The organism is Aeromonas sp. 603757 (genome assembly GCF_049171255.1).
Classification (GTDB): Bacteria; Pseudomonadota; Gammaproteobacteria; order Enterobacterales; family Aeromonadaceae; genus Aeromonas; species Aeromonas veronii_A.
On record NZ_JAAKOE010000006.1, the window covers coordinates 35,511 to 50,565 of the forward strand.

Genomic DNA, 15,055 nt, shown 5'->3' on the forward strand with positions numbered 1-15,055 from the left:
TCAGCCTCCGGCAATGGCGGTAAAGAGGTGAATTTCGTCCCCGTCATTGAGACGGGTCTCGGCCCAGCGGCCACGGGGCAGCACGGCGCCGTTAAGGGCCACCGCCACTCCCTGTGGATTAACTTCTTGCGCCGCCAGCAGGTCGGCCACACTCTGCCCTGCCGCCAGCGACTGGGCTTTATCGTTGAGTCGAATGGTCAAGGTCATGGGGTGATCTCCTTATCGTGTGTCGGGCATCGGCGCTGTCCGCAAACCGGGCAATCGGGATCGGGGACCAGCGTGAGGGTCTGCCACTGATGGGTCAACGCATCGAAGCGGCGCAATGTGCCAGCGACCGGGCTTGCCATCCCGAACAGCAGTTTCAGAGCCTCCAGCGCCTGCAAGGAGCCCATCACCCCAACCAGCGGGCCGGTGACGCCGCTGGTCTCGCAGCTCTGGGCGAGCTTGGTATCCAGCGGATAGAGGCAGGCGTAGCAGGCGTGATCGCTGCTGGTGCGCGCCATCAGCTGCCCCTGCCAACCCACTGCGGCGGCGGAGATCCAGGGCTTGCTTTGCTTCACGCAGGCGGCGTTGATGGCCTGGCGGGTGGCGAGGTTGTCGCAGCAGTCGATCACCAGATCTGCCTCGGCCACAAACTCCGGCAGGCTGGCGGCATCGAGTCGCTGGTTGATGGCGATCAGCTCCACCAGCGGGTTGTGGGCGGCCAAACGCTCGCGGGCCAGCTCCGCCTTGGAGTGGTTGACCGCCTCGCTATCGAACAGGATCTGGCGCGGCAGATTGCTGGAATCCACCGTGTCGCCATCAGCCAGCCACAAGGTGCCCACCCCGGCGCCAGCCAGATAGAGGGCGAGCGGCGAGCCAAGCCCCCCGAGGCCGACGATCAGCACCGATTTCTCCTTAAGCCGCGCCTGCCCTTCTTCGCCCACTTCCGCCAGCATCAGCTGGCGACCGTATCGCAGATACTCTTTGTCACTAAGGGAAGCGGCATCAGAGTGCATGTTCTGCCTCCTGTATAACGGTGGCCGAGCGCGGCTCATCCCCCGCTCCCACGGCCGCGAGCAGCCGCTCGGTCGCCCCCTGCCAATCTCGGCTTCCGGTAATGGCCGAGACCAGCGCGATACTGCCGACCCCGCTTGCCTTGACCGCCGCCACCCGCTCCTCGCTGATGCCGCCGATGGCCACCGTCGGCCACTGCGCCATCAGGGCGCGGTAGCGGTGCAGCCGCACCAACCCCTGCGGGCGAGACGGCATCGCCTTGGTGTTGGTCGGGAAGATATGGCCCAGCGCGATATAGGAGGGGGCAAGCTCGCGGGCCCGCATCAGCTCGAAGTAGCCGTGGGTGGAGATGCCAAGGCGCAGCCCCGCCGCCTGAATGGCGGCGAGATCGGCGGTCTCCATATCCTCCTGCCCCAGATGCACTCCCCAGGCGCCCGCCTCGATGGCCTGCTGCCAGTAGTCGTTGATAAAGAGCCGCGCGCCATGGCGGCGACCGAGCTCAACCGCATCGCGAATGGCTGGTGCCACCTGGGCGGCGGGCAGATTCTTGATCCGCAGTTGGATGGTCTTGACCCCAGCCCCCAGCAGGCGGCGCAGCCACTTGACCGAGTCCACCACCGGATAGAGGCCGAGGTGGTGTTCGGTGGCGGCAAAGGGGCCATCCGGCAGGCGGGCACTGCTCACTTCATAAAGCCCGAAGCGGTGATCGAGCGTTGAACCCGCCAATACGGCGCGGGGGAAGTGAGCCAGATCGGCGGGCCAGCCAAGATGGGCGATGGGCCCCGGGCCTGCCCCCACCCCTTGCGCCGCCGCCAAGCCCTGTTGCAAGTAGGCCCGTGCCAGGGTGATGGCGTCCTCCACCGGATAATCCTGCGCCACCACGGCGGCGATGGCGCTGGCGTAGCAGCAACCTGTGCCGTGGCCGTGGCGGGTATCGAGGCGCGGCGCCGCCAGCCAGAATTCGCGGGTCTCATCCTGGTAGTAGTCGAGGCAGAGATCGCCGCTCCAGCCCAGATGGCCACCCTTGACCAGCACGGCACGGGCGCCGAATTCGCGCAGCTGCCGGGCGGCGAAGCGCACCAGCTCGGGGCTGCTGACCGGCAAGCCGGTCAGGGCCTCCAGCTCGGGGCCGTTGGGGGTGATCAAGGAGAGGCGCGGCAACAGCTGCTCGCGCACCGCCTCCAGCATATTCGGCTCCGCCATCGGGGTGCCGGTACTGGCGATGGCCACCGGGTCGTAGACCACGAAGGGGGCCGGGGTGGCCGCCAGTCGGCGGGCCAGCACCTCGACGTGCAGCCGGGTCGGCAGCAGGCCGATCTTGATGGCGGCGGGCGGCAGATCGACGCCGAGGGCGTCGATCTGGGTGGTGAAGGTCTGCATCAGCACGGGGTCAACCATCTTCACCACCACCGAGTTCTGGGCGGTAATGGCGGAGATGACCGAGCAGCCGTGCACGCCGAGGTCGTGCAATGTGTGCAAGTCGGCCTGAATGCCGGCGCCGCCGCCGGAGTCGGAACCGGCGATGGTCCAGACCACGGGGCGGGCCTGCGTCACAGGCAGCAGATCGGCGGGGCTGACAGCCCCGCTTGCGCTGCTCACGCCTCCTCCCCTGCGGCCTGTTTCAGCGCCGCCGCCTGATGGTAGATCTCGCCGCCAGTCTCCTTGAAGGTTTCCGCCATGCGGGCCATGCCGCTCGCCACCTGAGCCACCACCTGCTCCTGCTGGCCATCCATGCCGACCAGCTTGATCTCAACGGCCTCCAGCTTTGCTGCGTAGTCGCGCACGTCCTGAGTGATCTTCATGGAGCAGAACTTGGGCCCGCACATGGAGCAGAAGTGAGCCACCTTGCCGGACTCCTGCGGCAGGGTCTCGTCGTGGTAGGCACGGGCGGTGTCGGGGTCGAGGGCCAGATTGAACTGATCCTCCCAGCGGAACTCGAAACGTGCCTTGGACATAGCGTTGTCGCGGATCTGGGCACCCGGATGCCCCTTGGCCAGATCGGCGGCGTGGGCGGCGATCTTGTAGGTAATCAACCCCTGCTTCACATCCTCCTTGTTGGGCAGCCCCAGATGCTCCTTGGGGGTGACGTAGCAGAGCATGGCGCAGCCATACCAGCCGATGAGCGCCGCACCGATGCCGGAAGTGAAGTGATCGTAACCGGGCGCGATGTCGGTGGTGAGCGGGCCCAGCGTATAGAACGGTGCCTCGTGGCAGTGCTCCAGCTGCTCGGTCATGTTGCGCTCGATCATATGCATCGGCACGTGGCCGGGGCCCTCGATCATCACCTGCACGTCGTACTCCCAGGCAATTTTGGTCAGCTCGCCCAGGGTGCGCAGCTCGGCGAACTGGGCCTCGTCGTTGGCGTCATAGACGGAGCCCGGACGCAGACCATCGCCCAGCGACAGGGCCACGTCATAGGCGGCGCAGATCTCGCAGATTTCGCGGAAGTGCTGGTAGAGGAAGTTCTCCTTGTGATGGGAGAGGCACCACTTGGCCATGATGCTGCCGCCGCGCGACACGATGCCGGTGAGGCGCTTGGCGGTCATCGGCACGAAGCGCAGCAGGACGCCGGCGTGGATGGTGAAGTAGTCCACCCCCTGCTCGGCCTGCTCCAGCAGGGTGTCGCGGAACAGCTCCCAGGTGAGGTCTTCGGCGATGCCGTTGGTCTTCTCCAGCGCCTGATAGATGGGCACGGTACCGATGGGCACCGGGCTGTTGCGCAGGATCCACTCGCGGGTCTCGTGGATATAGCGACCGGTGGAGAGATCCATCACGGTGTCGGCGCCCCAGCGGGTCGACCAGACCAGCTTCTCCACCTCCTCTTCGATGCTGGAGGTGACCGCCGAGTTGCCGATGTTGGCGTTGATCTTCACCAGGAAATTGCGGCCGATGATCATCGGCTCCGCTTCCGGGTGGTTGATGTTGCTGGGGATGATGGCGCGACCGGCGGCCACCTCATCGCGCACAAATTCGGGGGTGATGTTCTGGGGCAAACGGGCACCGAAATCGCGGCCCGGATGCTGGGTGCGCAGGAGCTCGGAGCGCACCCGCTCGCGCCCCATGTTCTCGCGAATGGCGATAAATTCCATCTCGGGGGTGACGATACCGGCCCGGGCGTAGTGGAGCTGGGTGACCCGGCGACCCGGCTTGGCGCGGCGCGGCTTTGGCAGATGTTCGAAGCGCAGGTGATCCAGCCCCTCATCGGCCAGCCTCTCCTGAGTGAAGGTGGAGCTGAGCCCCGGCAGTTCGTCGGTATCATCCCGCTCCAGCACCCAGTTTTCCCGCAGGCGCGGCAGGCCGCGGCGCACGTCGATGGCGACCCCCTCCTCCCCGTAACGGCCAGAGGTGTCATAGACCGGCACCGGCTCGTTGGGTTCGAATTTGGGATCTTCTTTGGTGCCGCCGACGAAGGTGTCGGCCAGCTGGATCTCCCGCAGGGGAACACGAATATCGGGGCGGGAGCCCTCGATAAAGATGCGGCGGGAGTTGGGGTGAGCCATCCCCTTGAGGCTGTCGATAAAGGCCTGGGCGCTGGAGCGCTGCTCGCGGCGGCTGGATTTGGCGGTATCAGATACGGAAGTAGACATAGCAAAACTCACATTAACTGGTTGAAGTTATGGGTGTTTGCTTGTCTGGAGTTCGAGGAGAAGATGAACTTGCGGCGGGGTGTTTATCTCGGGAGGGAGTGCGCGCGGGATAGATCTCCGCGCTGCTGTTCTGTCGCTTCCCGCTCTCTGCACGCTGTGGGCAAGGCGCCCCACATGCTGGAAAACCGGACGGGACAGACTCCCTCCTGTGCGCCCTGACCCATCAAGGGTGAGCCCTTTGATGAGCGGAAGAGGCTTGTTCCTCCTCCGGCGCGGTAACCCGCAAGTTACCCTTGTTCCCTTCGCAGGTTTTAACCTGATCAGGTTCCACGGATCCCGAATTAACGGTCTCAGCTTCGCGTCGTTCGACGGTCAGCACTCCGACAAGATGGCGCCAGTATAAGGGGGAAAATCTAAAGCACAAGCCGTTAACAATCTGGCCAACACGCCTCTTTCAACAAATGAGTGAACAATGCCTCGCCACGGAGCCACCCCAAACAAAGGTCAAACCTGCGTTGGCATCAACTTGGCACGCCATAGCTTTCTGTTGTGATCATTCAGGGACAAGAGGAGAAAAAGAGGGAAAATCGAGGGGCGCAGGGCAAACAGAAACAGGCCCCTATGAAAGGGGCCTGCGAGTGAGGTTATTGAACCGGAACTATGGTCAGGGATACATTGCCAAACCCTTCGTTGGCAAGGGCCTCGCTGTCCAGATCCACACCGGTAAGCGCCACCTCCTCGGCAGAGGCACTGCGCAGCTGGGCAGCCTTCGCGGAACGAGTCTGGGGCTGACCGATTTCGATATCGCCGGCAAACTGGCTCTCGGCATAGAAGTCACCGGTCACTGCCGAACGGATCGGGCGCAGCACACGACCCAGGTTATTCTGCATGGTCGACAAACCATACTCGCTGATGGTCCAGTTCCAGTCCCACCACTTCACTTCACCCGGGATATAACGCTTGTCCCACTGGTAGCGGATGCTGCTGGCCTTGTCGCGGAACGGGCCGACGGCAAAGGTGTGCTCCCAGGTGGGGCGATTCTCCGGATGGGTATACCAGGCATTGCCGCCCCAACGCAGGAAGCCCCTCATGGTCAGGTCATAATTGACCTCGGCCTTGAACTCGTAGGGGTAGGAGATGTTGGACTTGTAGAGGGCAACCCGCACCGGCAGGCTGGAGTGAGGCGGCACCGTGGGGCGCGCTTCAACCGAGACGGTCTCGGTCGTCGAGCCCCCTTTCTGGGAAGCCCAGCTCTGACTCGCAGCGATCTCGATGGCCAGTTCGGTTTCACCTACCAACGGCCATTGAAACTTGTTCTTGGTGGTCACCTTCTCGCTCAGGCTGTAGGTGTCGGTCTTCGACCAGTTGGTGGCCTTGTCGTACTTCAGGGTCACCACCACCTGCTGAGGCAGATCCGTGTAGTTGGTCGCATTGGCCGTGATGGTCTTCACCAGCTGCTTGCCGCTCTCGGTGACCTGGCCGTGACTAAAGGAGTCGGGTTCCAGGGTATATGAGAAGTTGCTTACCTTGATGGAGCTCTTCTCCCCGCAACGATATCCGGAGCAGCCGCCGTCATTATTTCCCTTTATCAGCCAGCCATCGCCAACCCGGGTAACATCCATATCTTCCCCGACATAGGGGCTATGATTTCCACCTACCCAGGCGTATCCCAAATAATGGGCGAGATAACTGGCCGGCTTGATAAAATAATCATTGTCATGGACAAGCCGCCATTGCACATCGACTTCATCTCCCGCCGGAATATTCCAGACAGAGAGTGTTGGTATTTCTCCGGAAACCGGTGAGTTGGGATAGCACCAGGTTTCTCCAGCAGAGCCCTGTTTGATTTCGCCGTTATATCCAGGCCCCATAATCACCCAGCGATCCGCCAGCCCGGTGATCTGCCACTGCCCCATGCGGCTGACCAGATTACCCTTGATACTCATGGCTTCATCGCGGGTCAGAGGACGGTAACCACTGGCACAGACGCCCGTCCCAAGACCCGCCCACTTGACCTGATCAGGGTAGACAGGTTCAGCCGCCTGCACCTGAGCGAGCATCAATGAAGACGCCAAAAACGCCAGATTGGCGGTAATTATTCTATTCATCATTTATCCCTCTTTCAGACATACGATAATTGTTATTGTGTAGAAATATCCTTTTTCATTTGACAGGTATGGACTCCGACAAAACCTGACACAAATAAAATAAACCACCAAAAAACATCCATGACAAATAAAATAATGGTGATACAGGAAAATAATTAGAGCGATGACTTTATTGAGGAATAAATCATAAATATTGTGGCAGCCATTATTTAATGGCTGCCACAATATGGTGAAACTATATTAAATAAGAAGATGCTGAATTACTCTTCCGGATTGATCACTTCAATTCCCTGCAATATTCCATCCGCCGAACGGATCAATACCAGCTCGCTCCCGGCATGCAGATCGGCGGCCGAACCGTTGACCCAGCGCACCTGCGGATTGAGTGGCACAGTGCCCAGGGTGGCCAGGGTGAGCTGCCGGTCATCGAAGGATTGCAGGCGATCTTGCGCCCGCTGCCAAGGCTGATTGGCCCGCGGGGCTCTGGCCGCCAGCAGCTCAATCCGGGTGGCAACGCCATCGGCCACCAGCAGGGCGAGCTGGTCGCCGGGTTTGAGTGGCTGCGGCCAAATCTCCCCCTGCCGCCAGATGGCGGCACTGCCCTGTTCCACCTCGGCCCCCTGAAATTGCAGGCGGATGCCATCGCTGTGCTCCAGCTCCACCAGCCACAATTCGTCAGCTCCCGCCTGCGCCGCCCAGAGCGGCACACCCAGCATCCATGCACACCACTTTCTCGATTGTTCCATCTTCGTTCGTCCCTGAACAAAAAGCCCATGCTGGACAAGCATGGGCTTCATTCGGGAGCATTTCTAATCGGAACGCAGAGATCGGATCAGTCATCCTCGCGGCAGCGGCTCAGGCGCATGCCGTCAAACTTGCACTCCAGCTCCAGCCAGCGCCCTTCGAACGGCGCCAGACTGTTGTCCGAGGTGGTGTAGCCCCAGATCCGCCCCCCTTCCACCGGCCCCTCCAGATCCATCTCGTCCTTGTCATCTTCGTCGAGGGCTTCGACCTTGCGTACATAACGCACGCCGTTCTCCACCACCCCCTTCATCTCGACCCAGGTGCCGCCGAGATCATCCTCGTTGAGCCAATCCTTGAAGCGGGTCTGGTCGTCGATCACGAACGGCATGCCGTTGACCATCAACTGGCCAAGCTGCCAGGTGGTGCGGCCGGTCAGTTTGAATTCGGCAGCCTGCGCAGATCCGAGCGGCAGCAAGATCAGCAGCAGGAGAGCACAGAGAGACTTCTTCATCGTGGATCCTCGGGGTTACACTGGCGACAGGATGATGTATCCGGTGTGAAAAGAGCGTGAAGCTGCTCGCCAACCAGGAGTACAAAGCATGAAGATTTTGGTAGTGGAAGACAATCCTCAGGTGGCAGAAACCATCATGGATTATCTGGAGCTGGCCGGCCACCGGCTGGACTGTGCCTATCACGGTCAGGCGGCACTGCAACTGCTGGCCGAACAGCGCTTCGACGTCATCATCATGGATGTGATGATGCCCCGTCTCGACGGGCTCAGCACGGTCGCCCGCCTGCGTGAAGAGGGGATCTCGACCCCGGTGCTGTTTCTCACTGCACGCGACAGTCTGGAAGACAAGCTGGCAGGCTTCAAGGCCGGTGGCGACGACTATCTGGTCAAGCCCTTCGCCATGGAGGAGCTGGAGGTGCGGCTGCAAGCCCTTAGCCTGCGCGGCCCCCGCGGTGACATCGGCGCCATCACCTTTGGCGAGCTGACCGTCGATGCCGCCAGCGGTCAGGCGACCCGTGCCGGCGTTCCCCTCAAGCTCGGCAAGATCCCGTTCCAGATCCTCGCGCTGCTGGCTCGCCGCGCGCCGGCCATCGTCACTCGTCAGGAGGTGCTCGACACCGTCTGGGGAGAGGAGGAGCCCGACTCCGACGCCCTGCGCAGCCACATCTACGCCCTGCGCAACACCCTCGACAAACCCTTCCCCACCCCCATGCTGGAAACCCTGCACGGTCAGGGCTACCGACTGGTGAGCGCATGAGCCTGCCGAGCCTGCGCCACCGGCTCATCATGGCGCTCGGCGGGGCTGGCGTGGTGCTGCTGGTGCTGCTCTCCGGCCTGATGATGGTGGCCGAGGACAAGATGGAGGAGCTCAGTCTGCGCCACTGGCTGGAGGCGGAAGTAACCCGCTACAGCGACGACTGGCTGCGCCTCGGGGCCGCGGCGGCGGCGCCCAGCCCGCGCCAGTTCTCCAGCTACTGGACCGAGTCGGGACGCCTGCCTAGGTGGCTGCAACCCTACCAGACCCCCGGCTTTTTCGAGCACCAGCTGGGCAAGGAGGACAAACACTTTCTGGTGGCACGCCACCCCTCCGGCAAGGGGATGCTCTATCTGGTCTTCAACGACGATGCCGATGACTACCTCGACCCCTACGAGGACAAGCTGCATCTGGCCACCCGGCTGATCGGGCTGGCGCTACTGCTGGGCTGCCTCGGCTTCGGCATCTGGCTGGTACGCCATATCACCGGGCCGCTGCAGCGGCTGCAACACAGGGTCGCCCACCTCACCCCGGATCAGGCGGACTTCATCCCCGATGCCCCCTGGCAGGAGCTCAGGGATATCGAGCTGGCGCTGCTGGCCGGCAAGCAGGAGGTGAGTGCCGTGTTTGCCCGCGAGCAGGAGTTCAGCCGCTTTGCCAGCCATGAGCTGCGCACTCCCAACATGGTGATCCAGGGCTCGGCCGCCCTGCTCGGCAAGGTGAACGATCTGCCCGCCCCCGCCGAGCGCGCCGTCACCCGCATCCGGGCCGCCGCCGACGAGATGGCCCTGCTCACCGAGACCTTTTTGCTGCTGGGCCGCAAGGAGGCGGTGGAGCGACCGCTGCAACAGGTCACCCCGCTGATCCGTCAGGAGCTGGCCCGCCTCGCCCCGCTGTTGCAGCGGGAGGCCCTCGATATCCGGCTTAATCTGGACGAGAGCAGCGAAGTAAACGCCCCCCTCTCCCTGCTCGCCATCGCCCTCGGCAACCTGCTGAAAAATGCCCTGAGCTATGCCGAAGGACATATCGACATCGAGCTGTGTGGCCCGGTGCTCACCATCAGCAACCCGACGGCGGCGGCGCCGGATCAGATCCTCGGCTACGGCTGTGGCCTCACCATCATCCAGCGCATCTGCGAGAAACTCGGCTGGCAAATCGACACCCGGCTCGAGGATGGCGTATTTAGCGCCCGGCTGGCGATGATCACTGCCGAACAGTTCCCTCTCCCTTTGGGAGAGGGTTAGGGTGAGGGCGCAGTGGCACCGCCAACCCACCAGCCAGATAGCAACAAGGCGCCCGAGGGCGCCCTGTTTCTATCTGACGGATGCAAGCCTGAGGCTCACTCCGCCGGTTTGTTCTTGCGGCTCGCCTTGAGTTCGAGAAACTCGATGATCTTGCCGGCCACATCCTTGCCGGAGGCGGCTTCCACCCCTTGCAATCCAGGAGAGGAGTTGACCTCCAGCACCAGCGGGCCACGGGCGCTGCGCAGGATATCCACCCCCGCTACATCCAGCCCCATGATCTTGGCGGCCTGCACGGCGGTCGCGCGCTCTTCCGGGGTGATCTTGATCGCCTCGGCGGTGCCGCCACGGTGCAGGTTGGAGCGAAACTCCCCCGGCTGGGCCTGACGGCGCATGGCGGCAACCACCTTGCCGTTGACCACCAGACAGCGGATGTCGGCGCCATTGGCCTCGCGGATATACTCCTGCACCAGAATGTTGTTGTTGGTCTGGATAAAGGCCTCGATCACGCTCTCGGCGGCCTTCTGGGTCTCGCAGAGCACCACGCCTATCCCCTGGGTTCCCTCCAGCAGCTTCACCACCAGCGGCGCCCCGCCCACCATGGTGATGAGGTCGGGCACGTCGTGGGTGCTGTGGGCATAGCCGGTGATGGGCAGGCCGATGCCATGGCGGGAGAGCAGTTGCATCGCCCGCAGCTTGTCGCGGGAGCGGCTGATGGCCACCGAGCTGTTGAGGGCCATGGTGTTCATCATCTCGAACTGGCGCAGCACGGCGGTGCCGTAGGCGGTAATGCTGGCCCCGATCCGCGGGATCACGGCGTCATAACTTCCCAGCTCCCCCCCCTCGTAGTGAATGGAAGGGTTGTGGGAAGCGATATTCATATAGCAGCGCAGGGTGTCGAGCACCTCTACCTGATGACCGCGCGCCTGTGCCACCTCGACCAGACGGCGGGTGGAGTAGTTTTTCGGCTCACGGGATAAAATGGCGATCTTCATGACAATTCCGCTAGAAGGCTGTGCCTGGGCAGGATGGGGCGGGAGAGTATAAGGTGCCACAGCGCCAAGGCAACGCCAATTGTTTATCCTGACAACAAGACAAACCACACCAAACCGCACGCTACCACATCACTGTGACCAACAGGTTAAACGGCGGCTCTGCGCAGGTTGTTCAACCAGTGCAAGGATGCCGCCGTTTCTCGTTAAAGATCAACCGGTGTCACACGGGAGTCAGTTCAGGTTTGGCCCCAACCAGCGCTCGGCCTCTGCCAGCGTCATCCCCTTGCGAACGGCGTAATCTTCCACCTGATCGTGCTGGATCTGCGCCACCGCGAAGTATTTGCTCTCGGGATGAGAGAAGTACCAACCCGATACCGCCGCCCCCGGCCACATGGCGTAGGATTCGGTGAGCTGCATGCCGATAGCCTGCTCCACCTTCAGCAGTTCCCAGATGCTCCCCTTCTCGGTGTGCTCCGGGCAGGCCGGATAACCGGGGGCCGGGCGGATGCCCTGATAGTTCTCGCGAATGAGCTCCTCGTTGCTGAGGGCCTCGTCGGGAGCATAACCCCAGTGCACCTTGCGCACCTGCTCGTGCAGGTACTCGGCAAACGCCTCGGCCAGACGGTCGCACACCGCCTGAATGAGGATGGCGTTGTAGTCATCGTGCTGCGCCTTGTAGGCCTTGGCGATGGCCTCCTCACCGATACCGCCGGTCACCGCGAAGGCGCCGATCCAGTCGGGCTTGCCGCTCTCTTTCGGCGCCACATAGTCCGCCAGACAGTAGTTGGGGAAGCCCTGCTTCTCGCTCTGCTGGCGCAGGTGGTGCAGCACCTTGATGACCTCGGTGCGCGACTCGTCGCTGTAGACCTCGATGCTGTCTCCTATCGCGTTGGCCGGGAACAGGCCGATCACCCCGGCGCAGCGCACGCTCTGATCTTTTTCCAGTTGATCCAACATGGCGTTGGCGTCGGCAAACAGCTTGGTCGCCTCCTCGCCGATAATCTCGTCCTCGAGGATGCGCGGATACTTGCCCGCCAGCTCCCAGCTGAGGAAGAACGGCGTCCAGTCGATGTAGGGGCGCAGCACCGAAATGGGCACATCTTCGAACTTCTGCACCCCGAGCTCGCGGGGCTTGGGCGGCTGGTAGCCAACCCAGTCCAGCTGGTGCCGGTTGGCGCGGGCATGAGCCAGACTGACCGGACGGGAGCGCGGCTGCTTGCGGGCATGCTGATCCCGGGCGATCTCGTACTCCTTGTCGATGCGGGCGACAAACGCCTCCTTCAGATCCGGGCTGAGCAGGCTCTGGGCCACCCCTACCGCGCGGGAGGCGTTGGAGACATAGACCACAGGCTCCGAGTAGTTCTGCTCTATCTTCACCGCGGTGTGGGCCTTGGAGGTGGTGGCACCACCGATCAGCAGCGGCAGCTTGAAGCCCTGACGCTCCATCTCCTTGGCTACGTGCACCATCTCGTCCAGCGACGGGGTAATGAGACCGGAGAGACCGATCATGTCGGCCCCCACTTCCCGCGCGGTCTTGAGGATGGTCTCGCAGGGGACCATGACTCCGAGATCGATGATCTCGAAGTTGTTGCACTGCAGCACCACCCCGACGATGTTCTTGCCGATGTCGTGCACATCCCCTTTCACGGTCGCCAGCACGATTTTGCCGTTGCTGGAGCCACCCGATTTTTCTGCCTCGATATAGGGTTGCAGATAGGCGACCGCCCGCTTCATCACCCGGGCCGATTTCACCACCTGCGGCAGGAACATCTTGCCGGCGCCGAACAGATCGCCGACCACGTTCATGCCATCCATCAGCGGCCCTTCGATGACGTGCAGCGGCCGCTCGGCCTGGGCGCGCGCCTCCTCGGTATCCTCTTCGATGAAGTCGGTGATCCCCTTGACCAGCGCATGTTCCAGCCGCTTGCCCACCGGCCAGCTGCGCCACGCCTGATCCCGCGGATCCTCCGCCTGGGCGCCGGCACCGCGATACTTCTCGGCGATCGCCAGCAGCTCCTCGGTGGCGTTGCCATTGAGGTTGAGCACCACCGCCTCGACCTTCTCTTTGAGCTCGGCCGGAATGTCTTCATAGATGGCGAGCTGACCGGCGTTGACGATCCCCATGTCCATGCCGTTCTTGATGGCGTGGTAGAGGAAGACGGCGTGAATCGCTTCCCGCACCGGCTCGTTGCCACGGAATGAAAACGAGACGTTGGAGACACCGCCGGAGATCATGGCGTGGGGCAGGTTCTCCTTGATGTCCTTCACCGCATCGATGAAGTCCACCGCGTAGTTGTTGTGCTCGTCGATACCGGTCGCCACCGCGAAGATGTTGGGGTCGAAGATGATGTCTTCCGGCGGGAAACCGACCTGATCCACCAGAATTCGGTAGGCTCGCTGGCAGATCTCGAACTTGCGGGCGCGGGTGTCGGCCTGACCCGCTTCGTCGAACGCCATCACGATAACGGCAGCACCGTAGCGGCGCAGCAATCTGGCCTGCTGGATGAACTTCTCCTCCCCCTCCTTCATGGAGATGGAGTTGACCACCGGCTTGCCCTGCACGCACTTGAGGCCTGCCTCCAGCACCTCCCACTTGGAGGAGTCGATCATCACCGGCACCCGGGCGATGTCCGGCTCGCCGGCGATAAGGTTGAGGAAGCGCACCATGGCCGCTTCGGCGTCCAGCATCCCCTCGTCCATGTTGATGTCGATGATCTGGGCGCCGTTATCCACCTGCTGCTTGGCGACGTCGAGCGCCTCGTCGTAGAGCCCCTCCTTGATCAGCCGCTTGAACTTGGCCGAGCCGGTGACGTTGGTGCGCTCCCCCACGTTCACGAACATGGATTCTGGGGTGATGATCAGCGGCTCCAAACCCGACAGGCGGCAGGCCACCGGCAGCTCGGGCAAAGCGCGCGGCTTGATGCCGGCAACCGCGCCAGCCATGGCACGAATATGGGCCGGGGTGGTGCCGCAGCAGCCGCCAACCATATTGAGAAAGCCGCTTTGGGCCCACTCGCGGATATGCTCCGCCATCTCGGCGGCATCCAGATCGTACTCGCCAAAGGCATTGGGCAGACCGGCATTGGGGTGAGCGCTGACATGGGTCTCGCTGATGCGAGACAACTCCTCCACATACTGGCGAAGCTCGTCCGGCCCCAACGCACAGTTGAGGCCGAACGATACCGGTTTGACGTGGCGCAGCGAGTGGTAGAAGGCTTCGGTGGTCTGGCCCGAGAGGGTACGACCAGAGGCATCGGTAATGGTGCCGGAGATCATCACCGGCAGGCTGTAGCCCAGCGCCTCGAACACCCCTTCCACCGCGAAGGCGGCGGCCTTGGCGTTGAGGGTGTCGAAGATGGTCTCGATCAGGATGATGTCGGCGCCGCCCTCGATCAGGGCGTGGGTCGATTCGGTATAGGCGGCCACCAGCTGGTCATAGGTGACGTTGCGCTTGCCGGGATCGTTCACATCCGGCGAGATGGAGGCGGTGCGGTTGGTGGGGCCCAACACCCCTGCCACGAAACGCGGCTTGGCGGGATCTTTTGCCGTCCACTCGTCGGCCACGGCGCGGGCCAGACGGGCGGCTTCCCTGTTGATCTCGGCCGAGAATTCTTCCATCTCGTAATCGGCCATGGCGATGCGAGTGGCGTTGAAGGTGTTGGTCTCGAGAATGTCGGCCCCGGCAGCGCAATACTGCTCGTGGATCTCGCGGATCACCGCCGGACGGGTCAGCACCAGCAGATCGTTGTTGCCCTTGATGTCGGTATGCCAGTCGGCAAACCGCTCACCCCGATAATCCGCCTCCCCGAGTTTGTAGCCCTGGATCATGGTGCCCATGGCCCCGTCGATGATCAGGATCCGCTCCCTGAGGCAGGCTTCCAGCTTCTTTGTTACGTCCGACTGCTTGCTCGGCTCTCTGCTCGACATTACGTTCGACACCGCGTGTTCCTCTTACATCCATGCAACTGCGTAAACAGCATCCTAACAGCAAACAAATAAAATGGAAATCTAGCCGTCTATCAGTCCAAACGTGCCACCATATACTCATTTATGGGTAATGAGTAACATAGGGCCCGAGAGTAACCTATGCCCGTCCTGCATAGGGATACGTGCTTGCTG

General features: G+C 62.4%; 11 protein-coding genes and 1 riboswitch. Of the genes, 2 read left to right on the forward strand and 9 right to left on the reverse strand.

Going from position 1 to position 15,055, the window contains the following annotated elements:
- The 7 genes from thiS to G5332_RS07610 form a co-directional block, all read right to left on the reverse strand.
- Positions 1 to 207, reverse strand: a complete 207-nt coding sequence (gene thiS / locus G5332_RS07580; protein ID WP_421249462.1) for a sulfur carrier protein ThiS — start codon at positions 205 to 207, stop codon at positions 1 to 3.
- Complete coding sequence (locus tag G5332_RS07585; RefSeq protein WP_421249461.1) at positions 204 to 998, reverse strand: HesA/MoeB/ThiF family protein; 795 nt, start codon at positions 996 to 998, stop codon at positions 204 to 206. The genes thiS and G5332_RS07585 overlap by 4 nt, the downstream gene beginning before the upstream one ends.
- Positions 988 to 2,595, reverse strand: a complete 1,608-nt coding sequence (gene thiE / locus G5332_RS07590; protein ID WP_421249460.1) for a thiamine phosphate synthase — start codon at positions 2,593 to 2,595, stop codon at positions 988 to 990. The genes G5332_RS07585 and thiE overlap by 11 nt, the downstream gene beginning before the upstream one ends.
- Complete coding sequence (gene thiC, locus G5332_RS07595) at positions 2,592 to 4,583, reverse strand: phosphomethylpyrimidine synthase ThiC (RefSeq protein WP_421311208.1); 1,992 nt, start codon at positions 4,581 to 4,583, stop codon at positions 2,592 to 2,594. Before thiC ends, thiE begins: the two co-directional genes overlap by 4 nt.
- A 280-nt stretch (positions 4,584 to 4,863) precedes the next feature.
- A riboswitch (TPP riboswitch) is annotated at positions 4,864 to 4,976 on the reverse strand.
- A gap of 251 nt (positions 4,977 to 5,227) precedes the next feature.
- Complete coding sequence (gene aerA, locus G5332_RS07600; RefSeq protein WP_421311223.1) at positions 5,228 to 6,691, reverse strand: aerolysin AerA; 1,464 nt, start codon at positions 6,689 to 6,691, stop codon at positions 5,228 to 5,230.
- Positions 6,692 to 6,951: 260 nt separating this feature from the next.
- Positions 6,952 to 7,437: a hypothetical protein gene (locus tag G5332_RS07605; protein WP_368209630.1), complete on the reverse strand. Its 486-nt coding sequence runs from the start codon at positions 7,435 to 7,437 to the stop codon at positions 6,952 to 6,954.
- Between the two features lie 86 nt (positions 7,438 to 7,523).
- On the reverse strand, positions 7,524 to 7,946 hold the full coding sequence (locus tag G5332_RS07610; RefSeq protein WP_346202516.1) for a hypothetical protein: 423 nt from the start codon (positions 7,944 to 7,946) through the stop codon (positions 7,524 to 7,526).
- An 88-nt stretch (positions 7,947 to 8,034) separates the two neighbouring features.
- Between G5332_RS07610 and G5332_RS07615 the strand changes: the two genes are divergently transcribed.
- Both G5332_RS07615 and G5332_RS07620 read left to right on the forward strand, forming a co-directional pair.
- Entirely contained in the window at positions 8,035 to 8,703 is a 669-nt protein-coding gene (locus tag G5332_RS07615; protein WP_042032226.1) for a response regulator transcription factor, read from the forward strand.
- Positions 8,700 to 9,944, forward strand: a complete 1,245-nt coding sequence (locus G5332_RS07620; RefSeq protein ID WP_421311209.1) for a sensor histidine kinase — start codon at positions 8,700 to 8,702, stop codon at positions 9,942 to 9,944. Before G5332_RS07615 ends, G5332_RS07620 begins: the two co-directional genes overlap by 4 nt.
- A 95-nt stretch (positions 9,945 to 10,039) precedes the next feature.
- Here G5332_RS07620 and rimK read toward each other — a convergent pair whose 3' ends face one another.
- Both rimK and metH read right to left on the reverse strand, forming a co-directional pair.
- Positions 10,040 to 10,936: a 30S ribosomal protein S6--L-glutamate ligase gene (rimK, locus tag G5332_RS07625; RefSeq protein WP_005340088.1), complete on the reverse strand. Its 897-nt coding sequence runs from the start codon at positions 10,934 to 10,936 to the stop codon at positions 10,040 to 10,042.
- Positions 10,937 to 11,167: 231 nt separating this feature from the next.
- On the reverse strand, positions 11,168 to 14,863 hold the full coding sequence (metH, locus tag G5332_RS07630; RefSeq protein ID WP_421311210.1) for a methionine synthase: 3,696 nt from the start codon (positions 14,861 to 14,863) through the stop codon (positions 11,168 to 11,170).
- Positions 14,864 to 15,055: the final 192 nt, after the last annotated feature.

What these genes read in the sequence shown, in the direction of transcription:
- G5332_RS07610 (WP_346202516.1), bottom strand. Translation starts at nt 7,946, where the DNA reads ATGAAGAAGTCTCTCTGTGCTCTCCTGCTGCTGATCTTGCTGCCGCTC.
- G5332_RS07585 (WP_421249461.1), bottom strand. Translation starts at nt 998, where the DNA reads ATGCACTCTGATGCCGCTTCCCTTAGTGACAAAGAGTATCTGCGATAC.
- aerA (WP_421311223.1), bottom strand. Translation starts at nt 6,691, where the DNA reads ATGAATAGAATAATTACCGCCAATCTGGCGTTTTTGGCGTCTTCATTG.
- G5332_RS07615 (WP_042032226.1), top strand. Translation starts at nt 8,035, where the DNA reads ATGAAGATTTTGGTAGTGGAAGACAATCCTCAGGTGGCAGAAACCATC.
- rimK (WP_005340088.1), bottom strand. Translation starts at nt 10,936, where the DNA reads ATGAAGATCGCCATTTTATCCCGTGAGCCGAAAAACTACTCCACCCGC.
- thiS (WP_421249462.1), bottom strand. Translation starts at nt 207, where the DNA reads ATGACCTTGACCATTCGACTCAACGATAAAGCCCAGTCGCTGGCGGCA.
- G5332_RS07605 (WP_368209630.1), bottom strand. Translation starts at nt 7,437, where the DNA reads ATGGAACAATCGAGAAAGTGGTGTGCATGGATGCTGGGTGTGCCGCTC.
- G5332_RS07620 (WP_421311209.1), top strand. Translation starts at nt 8,700, where the DNA reads ATGAGCCTGCCGAGCCTGCGCCACCGGCTCATCATGGCGCTCGGCGGG.
- thiC (WP_421311208.1), bottom strand. Translation starts at nt 4,583, where the DNA reads ATGTCTACTTCCGTATCTGATACCGCCAAATCCAGCCGCCGCGAGCAG.
- metH (WP_421311210.1), bottom strand. Translation starts at nt 14,863, where the DNA reads ATGTCGAGCAGAGAGCCGAGCAAGCAGTCGGACGTAACAAAGAAGCTG.